At 38.0% G+C, this 15,160-nt stretch carries 12 protein-coding genes and 1 pseudogene; all 13 read left to right on the top strand.

The features are described 5' to 3' along the window. Positions 1–86: 86 nt before the first annotated feature. Positions 87–2,582 (top strand): hypothetical protein, encoded by a 2,496-nt coding sequence (locus ON09_RS16450; RefSeq protein WP_010602159.1) that lies wholly within the window; start codon positions 87–89, stop codon positions 2,580–2,582. Positions 2,583–2,984: 402 nt separating this feature from the next. Next, positions 2,985–3,838: pseudogene (locus tag ON09_RS16445) on the top strand (UDP-2,3-diacylglucosamine diphosphatase). A gap of 20 nt (positions 3,839–3,858) precedes the next feature. After that, positions 3,859–4,848 carry a glycosyltransferase family protein gene (locus tag ON09_RS16440; protein WP_010602158.1) on the top strand — a complete coding sequence of 330 codons (990 nt, stop codon included), beginning with the start codon at positions 3,859–3,861 and terminating at the stop codon, positions 4,846–4,848. Between the two features lie 281 nt (positions 4,849–5,129). Further along, positions 5,130–6,044: a DUF6427 family protein gene (locus ON09_RS16435; RefSeq protein WP_238533713.1), complete on the top strand. Its 915-nt coding sequence runs from the start codon at positions 5,130–5,132 to the stop codon at positions 6,042–6,044. Positions 6,045–6,192: 148 nt separating this feature from the next. Further along, positions 6,193–6,927, top strand: coding sequence for a type III pantothenate kinase (locus ON09_RS16430; RefSeq protein ID WP_010602156.1), 735 nt, complete (start codon positions 6,193–6,195; stop codon positions 6,925–6,927). A gap of 1 nt (position 6,928) precedes the next feature. Then, the gene (locus tag ON09_RS16425; RefSeq protein ID WP_029204402.1) at positions 6,929–8,221 is read left to right on the top strand and encodes a PorV/PorQ family protein; all 1,293 of its coding nucleotides are present in this window, start codon (positions 6,929–6,931) and stop codon (positions 8,219–8,221) included. Next, positions 8,221–8,793 carry an LptA/OstA family protein gene (locus ON09_RS16420; protein ID WP_010602154.1) on the top strand — a complete coding sequence of 191 codons (573 nt, stop codon included), beginning with the start codon at positions 8,221–8,223 and terminating at the stop codon, positions 8,791–8,793. Before ON09_RS16425 ends, ON09_RS16420 begins: the two co-directional genes overlap by 1 nt. Before the next feature lie 213 nt (positions 8,794–9,006). Further along, a complete protein-coding gene (locus ON09_RS16415) occupies positions 9,007–11,094 on the top strand; it encodes a peptidylprolyl isomerase (RefSeq protein WP_010602153.1) in 2,088 nt (695 codons plus the stop codon). Positions 11,095–11,159: 65 nt separating this feature from the next. Next, the gene (locus ON09_RS16410; RefSeq protein ID WP_010602152.1) at positions 11,160–11,675 is read left to right on the top strand and encodes a DUF2480 family protein; all 516 of its coding nucleotides are present in this window, start codon (positions 11,160–11,162) and stop codon (positions 11,673–11,675) included. Positions 11,676–11,945: 270 nt separating this feature from the next. After that, the gene (locus tag ON09_RS16405) at positions 11,946–12,719 is read left to right on the top strand and encodes a DUF3108 domain-containing protein (protein ID WP_010602151.1); all 774 of its coding nucleotides are present in this window, start codon (positions 11,946–11,948) and stop codon (positions 12,717–12,719) included. 2 nt (positions 12,720–12,721) lie between these two features. Next, complete coding sequence (locus ON09_RS16400) at positions 12,722–13,285, top strand: DUF3109 family protein (RefSeq protein ID WP_029204401.1); 564 nt, start codon at positions 12,722–12,724, stop codon at positions 13,283–13,285. Positions 13,286–13,856: 571 nt separating this feature from the next. Continuing rightward, entirely contained in the window at positions 13,857–14,909 is a 1,053-nt protein-coding gene (gene rfbB / locus ON09_RS16395; RefSeq protein ID WP_010602149.1) for a dTDP-glucose 4,6-dehydratase, read from the top strand. Next, positions 14,909–15,160: dTDP-4-dehydrorhamnose 3,5-epimerase family protein (locus ON09_RS16390; protein WP_010602148.1), on the top strand; the 252-nt coding region annotated here is incomplete at its 3' end. The genes rfbB and ON09_RS16390, both read left to right, overlap by 1 nt.

The raw sequence follows: 15,160 nt of genomic DNA, 5'->3' as shown, positions 1-15,160 counted from the left end.
ACGTACACACTACATTTAATTTATTCCTTTTTTATACCGCCCAATTTTTTTATTTTTGACGTTCGTTTAAACTTAAACAAACCTTAATGAATAACTGGTTTAATAAAAATGGCATCCACCTGGCCATTATTGCATTTTTTGTAGTCATTACTTTTGCCTACTTCAGTCCTGTTTTGCAGGGTAAAGCGCCACAGCAAGGCGATGTTTTGCAGGCAAAAGCCATGCAGAAAGAAATTATGGATGTAAAGGCCGCCACTGGAAAAGGTCCGCTTTGGACTAACCAGATGTTTGGCGGGATGCCGGCTTACCAAATCTGGGTGCAATATCCATTAAATATCACTACCTATGGAATCGATGTAATAAAGGGAGTTTTTCCTGATCCGGTTGGTACGGTAATTCTGTATTTAATAGGTGCCTATTTACTATTTTGTGTGCTAAAAATCAATCCGTGGCTGGCTGCTGCGGGTGCAATTGCATTTGCATTTACCTCATATAACTTTATCATCATCGCCGCTGGGCACAGTAATAAAGCATTGGCTATTGGTTTCTTTGCGCCAATTTTAGCCTCAATCATTTTAGTTTTAAGAGCAAGATATCTGGTTGGAGCAAGTTTACTTGCTTTATTTATGGCTTTAGAAATCAGATCGAACCATATTCAAATGACCTACTATTTGTTTATCGCTCTGTTTATTTTAGCCTGTATCGAATTTTACCATGCTTTTAAAGCTAAACAACTAAGTGTTTTCGGTAAATCTATTGCATATGTTGTTGCGGGTATTGTATTGGCAGTTTTAGTAAACGCAGGTACGCTATGGACAACCTATGAATATGGTAAAGAAACCATTCGCGGAAAATCAAATTTAACAACCGATAAGGCAGAACCTGCAAATGGTCTTGATAAAGAATATGCGTACCAATGGAGCCAGGGTGTTGGAGAAAGTTTTACCTTCTTAATTCCGAATTTATATGGTGGTGCGAGCAGTATCGATGAAATGATTAAGCCAGAAAGCAATACCTATAAAGCGGTTGAGAAAAACCTTCAGGGTGTCGATCCAAGACAAGCTATTGGATATGTGGCTCAAAATTTAGGTACAAATCAATACTGGGGAAATAAACCAGGTACTTCAGGACCATATTATTTTGGGGCAATCATTTGTTTGCTTTTTGTATTCGGATTATTCATTGTGCAGCATCGCTGGAAATGGTGGATTCTGGGCAGTAGTGTGTTGTTGTTATTTCTTTCGTTCGGGCAAAACTTACCGCTGATTTCTGATATTTTCTTTGATTACCTTCCAATGTATAACAAATTCAGAGCAGTTGAATCTATTTTAGCTGTGGTTGGTTTGCTAGTGCCTTTATTAGCTATTTTGGCCATTAAGGAAGCTCAGGAAGGAAAATACGATCAGAAATATCTGGTGAAGAGATTAACATGGTCTGCAGGTATTACCGGTGGTTTATCTTTAATTGTGGCCATCATGCCAACTGCATTCTTCAGCTTTACACAATCCAACCAGCCACAGGTTTTAGATGCCCTTGCTCAAACGTTACAAAATAACAGAGGCGCTGCTATCGAAATTATTAATGGTGTGGTTGCCGATCGCGTAGCGCTTGCACGTGCCGATGCATGGCGTACGGTACTTTTTATTGCCATTGGTTTTGGTTTAACGTGGGCGTTCATCACAAAAAAAATGAATATGCAATTGGCCTTTGGCTTATTGGCTTTGTTTATTTTAGTAGATTTATGGCAGGTTGATCGCCGTTATTTAAACAACCAGAACTTTGTAAGTAAATCTGATTTGGCGAGTCATTATCAGCCAAGAGACGTAGACAATTTCATTTCTGCAGATAAAGATCCAAACTTCAGGGTTTTCGATTTATCATTAGGAGATCCATTCAAAAGCGCAGAAACATCTTTTTTCCATAAAACTGTTGGTGGTTTCCACTCGGCAAGGTTAAAGCGCTTTCAGGAGCTAGTTGATCATCAGTTAACTAAAAGCATTAATCAGGATGTGCTGGATATGTTAAATGCGAAATATATCATTACACAAGACCCTCAAAATGGCTCTTATAAAATGCAACGCAATGCAACTGCTGCAGGTAATGCCTGGTTTGTTCAAAGTGTTCAATATGCTAAAAACGCGGATGAGGAAATGAAAGCCATCAGTAGTTTCGATGCAAAGAAGGAAGCTATCGTTGATGAGCAATACAAATCATTAATTGATACCAAACGATTGGGTACTGGTGTGGAAGGCTTTATTAAGTTAACCAATTATACACCTGATCATTTAACCTATGAGTATTCTTCAGCCAAAGATGTGATTGCTGTTTTCTCAGAGGTCTATTACAACAAGGGCTGGAAAATGTATATCGATGGTGTTGAGAAACCATATTTTAGAGCAGATTATATTTTACGTGCTGCTCAGCTGGAAGGTGGTAACCATAAACTGGAATTTATCTTCCACCCAACATCATACTATGCCGGAGAAAAAATCTCGCTGGCCGGTTCAATTTTATTGTTAGCTGGATTGGGTTTTGGCTTTTATTCAGAAAATAAGAAAAAAAAGAAAGCTGTTAAAGCTTAATTTGCTTAACTTTTATAAGCCAGAAATATAATGTCATTCGATGAAGGTGGGCAATGTTCCATTCATTGAATGACTTTTTTGCTTTCTGTTTATTTCAATTTGCCGAGCCAACTGAAGTAATATACGGTCAAACCTCCAATTTAACATCCTTTATCATTTGGAAGAATAATTTAACAGTGCCGTAACATTTGTTTGATAAACAGTGTCTTACCTTTGTCAGGTAAAATCAGATGATATGTTAGAGACATTCTTCGCCGTATGTTTATTAATTGTGGTACTTTATTTCTTTAGTCCTTTTGAGGTTAAACTCGATGAGGAAGAAGAGTGGTAAAGTAATTTTTAGTTCTTCTAAACTGCTTTCATTAAGCGGTAACATATTCTTTCCCCCTAAATTTCCCGGTTATGGACAAAAGAAACATTGATGTAGTGGTAATCTCCGACGTACATTTGGGCACCTATGGCTGCCACGCTAAAGAACTGCTTAAGTATCTCAAAAGCATTCGGCCTAAAACATTGATTTTGAATGGCGATATTATTGACATCTGGCAATTTAGCAAGAGTTACTGGCCTGATTCGCACATGAAAGTGATCCGTAAGTTGATGAAGTTTGTTTCTGAAGGTGTTCAGGTTTATTATCTCACCGGCAATCATGACGAAATGCTCCGGAAATTCGATGGAATGGAAATGGGAAGTTTTCATCTTCAAAACAAATTAATTCTGGAATTAGATGGAAAGAAAGCATGGTTTTTCATGGCGATGTTTTCGATGTAACCATGCAGCATTCCAAATGGCTGGCCAAAATGGGTGCAGTGGGTTATGATACGCTAATCCTGATAAATAGTTTTGTAAACTGGGTTTTAACTGCCTTTGGTAAAGAGAAAATGAGTTTTTCGAAAAAGATAAAAGCTAAATTTAAAGATGCAGTAAAATTTATCAATAGTTTCGAACAAACTGCCGGAGAACTGGCTATCGAAAAAGGTTACCACTATGTGGTCTGTGGCCATATCCACCAGGCGGAGAAACGCCAGATTACTTCAGATGAAGGACAAGTAACTTATCTGAATAGCGGCGATTGGGTAGAAAGTTTAACCGCTTTGGAATATCAAGATCAAAGTTGGTCGGTTTTTAAATATGATCATCTCGATTTTATTAAAGATGAGTTGGATGAAGGAATTCTATCTGATGCCGAGGATTTAAAAAGCAAGCTTGATGTAAACATACTTTTACAGCACATTAAGTATGAAATTGCTCAATAATTTTTGGATATTCGGCACAAATGAAAATACTGTACGCAATTCAGGGGACCGGAAACGGTCATATTAGCAGAGCTCGTGAAATTATTCCTTTACTTCAAAAATATGGTGAACTCGATATTTTAGTTAGTGGTACGCAGGCTGATGTAAAATTAAGCCAACCGGTGAAATATCAATTACATGGCTTCAGCTTTATTTTTGGAAAAAAGGGTGGGGTGGATCATTTTAAAACCTGGCTGAGCATGAATCTTTTCCGTTTCAGGAAAGATATGAAACAACTCGACCTTAAACAATATAACCTTATTGTAAATGATTTTGAGCCGGTAAGTGCGTGGGCTTGTAAATTACAGGGTATTGAATGTGTGTCGTTAAGTCACCAGGCTGCTTTTAAATCAAAAAAAGTTCCGAGACCAAGAACATTGGATTGGGGAAAGCTAATTTTGAGTCGCTATGCACCAACGAAACATCATATTGGTTTTCATTTTGATCGGTACGATACTTTCATCCATACACCGGTGATCAGGGCTGAGATTAGATCGCTAAGAAGCGAAAATCTCGGTCATTATACCGTTTACCTCCCAGCAGTTGATGATAAAAGGCTGGTGAAGTTGCTTTCCCAAATTCCCGAAATTAAGTGGCAGGTATTTTCTAAGCACAGTAAAGAAGCTTACGTCTATGAAAATGTATTTGTGGAGCCGGTTAACAACGAGAAGTTTAATAAAAGTTTAGCCACTTGCGAAGGTTTATTTACCGGTGGTGGCTTTGAAGGTCCGGCAGAAGCACTTTATTTAAAGAAAAAATTATTGGTTGCACCAATGCGCTTTCAGTTTGAACAACAATGTAATGCCTATGCACTCAAACAATTTGGCCTCCCCGTAATATGGGGAAGTACAAAAAACTGGTTACCGATTGTAAAAGAGTGGATTAATAATCCTCAAAAGCATGAGTTCGACTTTCCTGATGAAACAGCCCAGATTATCGATGACATGGTAAAAAAATACGCCAGGCCCTAAGCGTAACTAGCTCAATTTATAGACTACGTAGCAATTTAGTTCATATTGTTGCTGCATAAGTCTTTGTTCCTTGCTCTTTGCTCCATTATCCTTGCTCCTTGTTCTTTGCTCTTTGTTCCTTATTCTTTGCTCTTTCATCATTATCTGCCGTTCTTTGGCCTAGGCTTTTTTTCTTTCAGGTTTTTATCTTTACTTTGCCTACACTTTAAAAAAGCATGATTAATCAGTTTCGACAGCTAAATCCAATTAACTTACTGTTCCTATTAGCTTACACATTTTTCATGCGTATAGCGATTTTTCATGAAACACCTGCGCAACTTAACTTCGATTTCTTAGAGCCATTTGCCCGATTGCTGATCAATATTGATTTGGATAATGCTTTTACGGCTGCTACAAACATATTTCTAGCTGCAGTGGTCGTTTTTGCACAGGCTTTGATCTTTAATAACATCATCAACAATCATAATTTACTGACCAAGCCAAGCTTCCTGCCTGCATTGATGTACATCACCGGGATGAGCCTGTTCATGCCTTTTATGATTTTGAGTCCGGCATTAATTTGTAACTTTTTGCTGATTTGGGTGATTGATAAATTCCTAAAACTTGGTAAAAGTGCCAATTCTATTACTACCGTATTTGATATTGGAATGATCATCGGTGTCGGTACGCTCATTTACTTCCCGTTTATGGCGATGCTATTGATGATTTTTTTAGCTTTATTATTATTCAGGTCGTTCGACTGGAGGGAATGGATTGCAGGATTAGTTGGCTTTATTACAGTTTTCTTCTTCCTGGCTGTGTTTTATTATTGGAATGATAATTTATCTTCATTCTACCAAATATGGAAACCACTTGGCAACAAGTTTCCATCCGTTTTCAAAGTAAACTATAATGATTATCTGGTACTTATTCCGGTTGCCATCATTATCGTGCTGGCCTCATTGCAACTGAGGGAAAACTTTTTCAGAAGTTTCATCAGCACCCGCAAAGGATTTCAATTGTTGTTTTTCATGTTCATCATAGCAGGGGCCAGTTTTTACCTTAAACCCAACTTTAGAACCTGGCATTTTTTGCTTTGCGTACCCCCCGGGTCGGTATTGTTGGCTTATTATTTCAGCAATGCGAAAAAACGTTGGTTTTATGAAACACTGTTCGTATTGTTTGTATTATCTATCCAATACTTTCTTTTTGTTTAACCTTTTTTAACAAAATACTAGAACAATACTTAACAAAGATTAATAGCTTTGTGGCTGGGTTTTGCGAGGAATGATTTTTTTAATTATATGTTGCATCACCAGGATAGAAAGTATATCAAACAAATTTGTTTTGCGTTAAATAACATAAATGCACAGTTTAAGCATTGATATTGGTAACTCTTCAGCAAAGGTAGCTGTTTTTGCGGGGAAGGAAGTTGTTCATCATCAACGGTTAGCCAAGGTGGGTATATTGGATTTGGCGCAGTTAGTTGAAAAATTTTCTCCGAAAAAATCAATTATCAGTAGTGTAAACCAGGAAATAAATCAACTGGAAGAATACTTAAAAAAACATACCCAATACACCCGTTTTACTGCCACATTAACTAAAGGCGTTGAAAACAAATATAAAACACCAGCTACATTGGGTTTAGACCGTTGGGCCAGTATTTTAGGTGCAAATAGTCTGTTTCCAACAAATGCCTGTTTGGTAATTGATGCCGGAACCTGCATCACTTATGATTTGCTCACCGGCAAACAAATGTATTTTGGAGGGAGTATTAGTCCTGGAATTGCGATGCGGTTTAAAGCTGTGCATGAGTTTACCGGAAGGTTGCCTCTGGTAGAATGGAATCCGGGCGAGGCTATACCTGATGGGGAAGATACGCAGACTGCCATTAAAAACGGCGTTTTACGTGGGATCGTAAATGAAATTGAAGGCTTTATCGCCATAAATAATACAAAAGAAAGTGCCTTAAAGGTGATTATAACAGGTGGTGATGCTAATTTTTTGTTTAAGCAATTACAAAACAGCATCTTTGCCCCTCAAATTATACAAGATCCCTATATCGTATTAAAAGGATTAAATGAAGCTATTGCAGATTAAAATGTACAGAAGAATAAATTATATTGCAGCCATACTCGTTCTAGTTTGTGGTTTAGGTGCCCAGGCACAAGTGACCACTTCCTCTCCATATTCAAGATTTGGACTTGGAAATATAAAAGGCTCTTTGCTACCACAATTTAGGGCAATGGGCGGTATATCTACAGCCATAAATTCAGTAACTGGATTCAATAATATCAACATGCAAAATCCGGCATCCTACTCAGCAGTTACATTAACTACTATTGATGTAGGGATGAGTGCAGGTTTGACCAGTTTATCAAGAAATAACTTAACTGAAACGAGTTTCAACTCTACTTTCAGTCACCTGGCCTTTGCCGTACCTGTTAGCAGAAGATCGGCCTTAAGTTTTGGTATTCTTCCTTATTCTGATCTAGGCTACACCTATAGAAATACAGTTAAAATTGATACTACAAATGTAGATCAGCTGTATGAAGGAGAAGGTGGTTTATCAAAAGCTTATATTGGCTATGGTTACCGCATTGGCGATCATTTAAGAATCGGTGCAAATGCGGAGTATATCTTTGGAAATCTGTTAACTACCAGAGCTACTGAGTATGCTTCTGCCGGTGCCATCAATGCAAAACTGCAAAATAAAAATAGTGTAGGTGGACTAAATTATTCATACGGTATTCAGTATGATTTCAATATTGGCAAGAAAACTTCCATGACCTTGGGTTATTCAGGAAGCAATTCTGGTAAGCTGAATTCTACGCAAACTTTCTATGCCACTCAATATAGCAGAGATGCAAACGGAAACGAAAACACTGCGCTTGATACGTTGAGCTCCGTTGATAATGGTAAATCGAATTTAACTTTGCCTTTAACACATAATTTTGGTATCTCCATTAAACAAAGTGATAAATGGTTAATTGGTGCTGATTTTAGAATGAGCAAATGGGCTGCAACCAGCATCAACAATATCAATTCAGGTTTGCAGGATAGCTGGGGAGCATCATTAGGCGGGCAATGGACGCCAGACGCCACCTCGTACAACAGTTATATGAAACGTGTTGACTATCGTTTGGGCTTCAGCTACGATAAAACTTATATTCAGATCAACAATCAGGATATTAAACAAATGGGTGCTTCACTAGGCTTTGGTTTCCCATTGCCAAGTGCAAATGCCGGATCAGCGTTTTATAAAATTAACTTTACTACCGAGGTAGGCCAAAGGGGAACGTTAAACAATAACCTTGTAAAAGAACAATACATTAACTTCCATTTAGGGTTTACACTGAATGATACCTGGTTCCGTAAATACAGGGTAGATTAATGAAACTGAAGACTTTTTTATATGGTTCGATGCTCGGGTGGTCAATCTTTTTGACATCCTGTGGAGATGATGACCTAAAAAAAGCAAATTCAGTAGCCATTAATAAAATTACCTTTACCAGAGATCGAACAATTGGTGTAGAAGTTATTTACAGCGATTCTGCCCGGGTAAAAGCAAAAGGTAATGCACCCATTATGGATAAGATCACACCATCAGAAGGTGCGGTATATCAGGAAATGCCCAAGGGCGTCAATATCGATTTCTTTAATCCTAACGGAACCATTGATGGTAATCTGGTGTGCGATTACGCCATCCGCAAGGATCAGGATAAAAAAACGGAGTTCAGGAAAAACGTTGTTGTTAAAAACAGCAAAGGCGATACTTTCTCTTCCCAGGAATTAATATGGGATGAGATCAAAAAAATCTTTTATTCCACCCAAAGGGTTTATGTTAAAGGTGCTGATGGTAGCGAGGGTAATGGAATTAATTTCGTAGCGCCGCAGGATTTTAGTACCTATTCGATGGAAACAGGAAGCGGTGATTTAAATATGAAGGAAGGCATTGCTCCTTAACCAGTATCGAATTTTGAATGATCGCATGTGCGTTAATATCTATGTATTTCGTTCGCCATTTGCTCATTCTATCCTCCGCTTAAACGCTAATTTCAGCAGTTCTATTTGCTTAAAAATTAAACACTTGATAAATAAAATTTTGTGTTTTCTTTTTTGTGGCAAATTTGTATCTTGCGCCCTCTTAAAAAAAACTAAATAAATTTAAAGTACAATATGGGATTAATGACATTTTTGCGTAACCGTGCTGGCTATATCTTGGTCTTTGCAATCGGTTTTGCAATTGTTGCATTTTTAGTAGGCGATGCAATTAACGTGGGTAAGCCTTTTTGGTCGGCCAATCAAAAGGTAGTGGGTACGGTTGATGGAAATGATATCAGTATTGATGATTTTCAACCAAAAGTAGATCAAAGTTTAAACCAGTATAAACAACAATTCGGCGGAAGCTTAAATCCTCAAATGACAGCAATGGCAGTAGACCAGGCCTGGAATGCTGAATTGGCTGGTGTATTATTAAATAAGGAATATGAGCGTTTGGGCTTAACCGTTTCTGAAGATGAGTTGTTCGATTTATTACAAGGTCAAAACCCAAGTCCATTAATCAAACAATACTTTTCAAACCCACAAACTGGGCAAGTAGACCGTGCTACTTTGATGAACTTCTTAAAATCAAAAGATGCACAGGCTTTGCAACAGTCAAACATGTTGCAACAAGAGATTAAAAACCAATCGTTACAATCTAAATATTCAAACTTAATCCGTAACTCGGTTTATGTAACTTCATTAGAGGCTACAGATGAATATAACAATCGTAATAAACTGGCGAACTTCAAATATGTTGGTTTAGATTACAGCACTGTTGCTGATGCTTCGGTAAAATTAACTGACGCAGATTATTCGGCTTATTATGATGAAAATAAAGCTCGTTTTAATAACCCTCAGGAATCACGTTCTTTTGATTACGTGTCATTCAGCATTCGCCCAACTGTTGCAGATTCGGCAGCTGTTAAAGCGCAAATTGAAAAAATTGCAGCTGATTTCCAAGTTTCTAAAAACGATTCACTTTTCGCAGCCATCAATTCTGATGTGAAAGTGCCTTATACTTATTTATCAAAAGGTAAACTAGGTGATCCGGCTTTAGACTCAGCAGTTTTTGCTTTGCCAGCCGGAAGTTTTTACGGTCCGAAATTAACCGGAAACTCTTACAAATTAATTAAAGTTATCGATACCCGTTTTTCTCCAGATTCAGTTAAAGTGAAACACATTTTAATTGATCCAGCTAAAGTTGGTGGAGATGATAAAGCAGCTAAATTAGCTGACTCTTTAAGAGGCTTGATTTCAAAAGGTGGCAACTTTGCGGAGCTTGCTAAAACTTACAGTGTTGATGGATCAAAAGACCAAGGTGGTTCACTACCATCTTTCACTCGCGGTCAAATGGTTCCTGAATTCGAAAATGCTGCTTTCAATGGAAAAGCAGGAGATTTGAAAGTAGTGAAATCTCAGTTCGGATACCATATCATGAGCATCGAAAGACAGATGGGTAATTCGAAAGTTGCAAAGCTTGCGTATATCGAGAAAGCATTGGGTGCAAGCAGCAAAACACAACAAGCAGCTTATAAGGCAGCAAGTAATTTCCTTAACGAAGTTAAAGGCAAAGATTTCGCCAAGTACGCTCAGGAAAAAGGATTAAAAGTTTCAGTTGCCGATAAAATTGGTGCAACTCAAGGTTTTGCGGCAGGATTAGATAATCCTCGTAAGTTAATTCAGGATGCCTATGCTGCGGATCAAGGTGATGTATTGCCTGAAATCTACACCATGACGAATGAATATGTAGTGGCTCGTTTAACTGCTGTTAATCCAAAAGGTGTTTTACCTTTAGAGGCTGTGAAAAAAGAAATTCAACCATTGGTTCTTAATGCTGTTAAAGCAAAATTATTAAAGGATAAATTAAATGGTGCCGGCAAAGGCAGTTTAGATCAAATTGCATCTAAAGTTGGGGCTCCGGTTAATCCAGTTCAAAATATTGTTTTTGCTAACCCGGTAATTCCAGGTGTGGCACAAGAAAATAAATTGGTGGGTAGTGTATTTGGTGCGCAGCCAGGTAAAGTTTCTGCACCAGTAGCAGGTGAACGTGGCGTGTATGTTTTCTCTGTTGATGGATTTACTAATCCGGCACCAATTGCAAACATGTTCAAACAAAAAGAGAGCATGTTATTAAGCTTAGGTCAGCGTTCAGGTCAGGCTGCTTTCCAGGCATTGATTGATAATGCTACTATAAAAGACAATCGTGTGAAATTCTATTAATCAGAAATTCCGTAAATTTGCAACCGTTCCGATGTTTAACCGGAACGGTTTTTTTATTTATAGCCATGGAGATTCAGGAAAATATCATCAATAAAGTAGCGAATAGTGGTTTAATCACTTTAAACCTGGAGGATTTTTATCATAAAGGAGAAAGAGTGCTTTATGATATTAAGGATAATCTTTTCCACGGACTGATGTTGCGGGAAAAAGATTTCAGGGCATTTATCAAGGAGCACGATTGGGCTCAATATCAGGGTAAAAACGTAGGCATCATCTGCTCGGCGGATGCAATTGTTCCCACCTGGGCCTACATGCTCCTGGCAAATAAATTACAGCCTGTGGCAAACGAAGTAGTATTTGGTGATTTAGCGACACTTGATGCGGTGATGTTCACCAAAGCATTGGCAAAAATAAATCCACAAGATTATGCAGATGAGCGTGTGGTGGTGAAGGGTTGTGGCGATATTGATATTCCGGTTTCTGCTTATGTAGAAGTGACTAACTTGCTCACGCCAGTAGTCAAAAGTATTATGTTTGGAGAGCCATGTTCAACTGTTCCTGTATATAAAAGAAAAGATTAAATGTTGCAGTCGTGGCCGGCATTTTTGTATTTAAGTATGTGCGTTAGCAGTGTTGTGCTTCCCCAAAAATTTGTTAGGCCGGATTAGCGTAAAACGGGGCGTTTATGCTTTGGCTTAGCTATTTGCCAAAGTAAATGCTTATTTAATCTTGATATAAGGTCAGTGAATTTTGAATGTTGGTTTGCTTTTTGCATATATTTCGTGAGGTTATATGACGTTGAAGCTATTTATTCGTTATAGTATCCGTACACAAACGAAACACACAAACAAATGAAAAAATTAATTCTATTATTTATCCTGACCATCGGTGTAACTGGCGTTCATGCCCAGGAATTGCCGCTCAAGAAAGAACCGGTTTTTCAGGAAGGGGAAACTTTACAATATAAGTTAAGGTATGGATTTATCACCGCCGCGGAGGCAACAATCAAAGTAACCAATTCTGATCTTGTATTTGATAATAAACCCACCTATAAGTTAACCGTTGATGCGCAAACTTCAGGCACTTTCGATGTATTCTACAAAATCAGAGATCACTATGATTCCTATATCGACAAGAAAGATTTATTGCCTTATTTTTATCAGGAGAACATACGGGAAGCCAGTTATAAAAGACAGGATAAAGCCCGTTTTAACCAGGACGCTAAGAAAATTGTTTCAAACCGGGGCAACTTTAATACCCCAACCAATCAGACATTTGATTTAGTATCTGCTTATTATTTTGCCCGGAGTTTAGACATATCAAAACTCAAAGTAGGGGATAGCTTTAAACTGAATTATTTCCTTCAGGATGAGGTTTCGGCGTTGGAAATTGAATACGTAGGAAAAGAAACCATCAAAAGTAAATTGGGGAATATCCGGTGCTTAAAATTCAGTCCGTCCATTAAACCAGGGCGTATTTTTAAAAAGGATAGTCGTTTGTATCTTTGGGTGACAGATGATGGAAACCGTGTGCCGGTAAAAGCACAGGTTGAAATCCTGGTGGGTGCGGTAACCATGGAGTTAAAATCAGCCGCAGGCTTAAAATATGCGTTAGCAAAAGAATAATGATGATAGAAGTGGAACAAGTGCTCGTGCACGAAGATGTTTTAAAAGAGAACTTTGTATGTAATTTAAGCAAATGCAAAGGAATCTGTTGTGTGGAGGGTGATTCGGGTGCGCCATTGGATCATGATGAAACTGCGGTGTTGGAAGAAATCTATCCAAAGATCAAACATTTGCTTCACGAAAAGGGCATTAAGGCTATTGAGGAACAAGGCGTTTACGTGGTAGACGAAGATGGTGACTTAACGACCCCTTGCGTAGATCAAAATAAAGAATGTGCTTATGTGTTATTTGAAGGCGGCATTACCAAATGCGCCATTGAAAAAGCATATGAGCAGGGAATCGTGGATTGGCAAAAACCAATCTCCTGCCATTTATACCCTATTCGCATTACCAAATACCCTGAGTTTGAGGTGCTGAACTACGATCGCTGGCATATCTGCCACGACGCATGTACCTTTGGACGAGAATTAAAAGTTCCGGTGTATAGCTTTTTAAAAGGACCGCTGATCAGGAAATATGGCGAAGATTGGTACAAAGAATTGGAAAGTTCTGTAGCAGCGATGTAAACCAAGTATTTCATCATGGTGATCCATAGCTATCCCTTTTTTAAGATCATTTATTAAAAAGTACGGATTCATTGGCGTTTTTCAACAAGTTACACATGCCTTAAAATGCCTTCATCATGCCTTAGACTATGACGTTGATATGGATAGGAGAGCGGCATGCTGTGACAGCATTTCTGCTTTATTATATTTATATAAAAGGGTTTTAGATGTCTATAAGATAAACGGGATCGGTCTGGCGTTTTTGAATAGGTATATTATCGAAACAGGAGGTACATCACAAATGCAAAGCAAATGATTCCTCCGATCATCACTATCAGACAGCCTAATCTTCTCATTAAATATCGGGACGATTTTAAGTTTTTGCTAAACTAACTAATTATTCCGCTTTTTAAAATTTCTCAGCATTACTTTATATCAATAATTCAGCGTAAGCCTCTGTTTCACCAAATGGGCATATATATTATCCATTCGAAACCCTTAAGCGGGGAGTTAAGTTAGTCATATAGCGTCATTTAGTTGTTTGTTTCCATAAACTATCTTATTTTAGCCGACTGAAAATCATTTAATGACTGTGAAAAAAATTCTAATTACTGGTGGGGCAGGCTTTATTGGCTCTCACGTAGTCCGCCGTTTTGTAAATAATTACCCAAATTACGAAATCGTTAACCTTGATGCTTTAACCTATGCAGGTAATCTGGCAAACTTAACTGATATCGAGAACAAACCTAATTATAAATTTGTAAAGGTTGATATCACTGATGCAGTTGGAATTTTGGACTTGTTTAAAGCGGAAAACTTTGATGCAGTAATTCATTTGGCAGCAGAAAGTCATGTAGATCGCTCCATCGCTGATCCTACAGCTTTCGTGATGACCAACGTCATTGGAACAGTAAATTTATTAAATGCTGCACGCGAATACTGGAAAGGTAGTTACGATCAAAAGCGTTTCTATCACGTAAGTACTGATGAGGTATATGGCGCATTAGGCGAAGAAGGAATGTTTACCGAAACCACTTCTTATGATCCACATAGCCCATATTCCGCATCAAAGGCAAGTTCTGATCATTTTGTAAGGGCATATCATGATACTTATGGAATGGATTGTGTGATTTCGAACTGTTCTAACAATTATGGCTCTCATCACTTCCCAGAGAAACTGATCCCGTTAGCCATCAATAATATTAAAAATAATAAACCTGTGCCTGTTTATGGTAAGGGCGAAAATGTACGCGATTGGTTATGGGTGGAAGACCATGCCCGTGCGATCGATGTAATTTTTCATAATTCGAAAACTGGTGACACCTATAACATCGGTGGACACAATGAGTGGAAAAACATTGATTTGATCAATTTATTGTGCACCATCATGGACCAGAAATTGGGCCGTGAAGCAGGTGAATCAGCTAAATTAATCACTTATGTAACTGATCGTGCAGGCCATGACTTGCGTTATGCTATTGATTCATCTAAGCTGCAAAATCAATTGGATTGGGTGCCAAGTTTACAGTTTGAAGAAGGTTTAGCCAAAACGGTTGACTGGTATCTTCAAAATGAAGATTGGTTAAACAATGTTACTTCAGGTAATTATCAGTCTTATTACGATAAACAATACAGCAATAAATAATGGAAATCGAACAGACGGGTTTAAAAGACTGTATTATCATCAAACCGAGAGTTTTTGAAGATCCAAGAGGATATTTTTTTGAAAGCTTCAATAAACAAACTTTCGAAGAGAAAACAGGATTGTCTGGTAATTTTGTTCAGGATAACCAATCCTATTCTTCCTATGGTGTCATCAGAGGTTTGCATGCACAAACGGGTGCATTTGCGCAAGCAAAGTTAGTCCGTGTAACTAAAGGGGAAGAGTGTGTACGT

It is taken from the genome of Pedobacter agri PB92 (assembly GCF_000258495.1).
Lineage (GTDB): Bacteria > Bacteroidota > Bacteroidia > Sphingobacteriales > Sphingobacteriaceae > Pedobacter > Pedobacter agri.
This window is presented reverse-complemented; position numbering and strand designations above follow the sequence as displayed.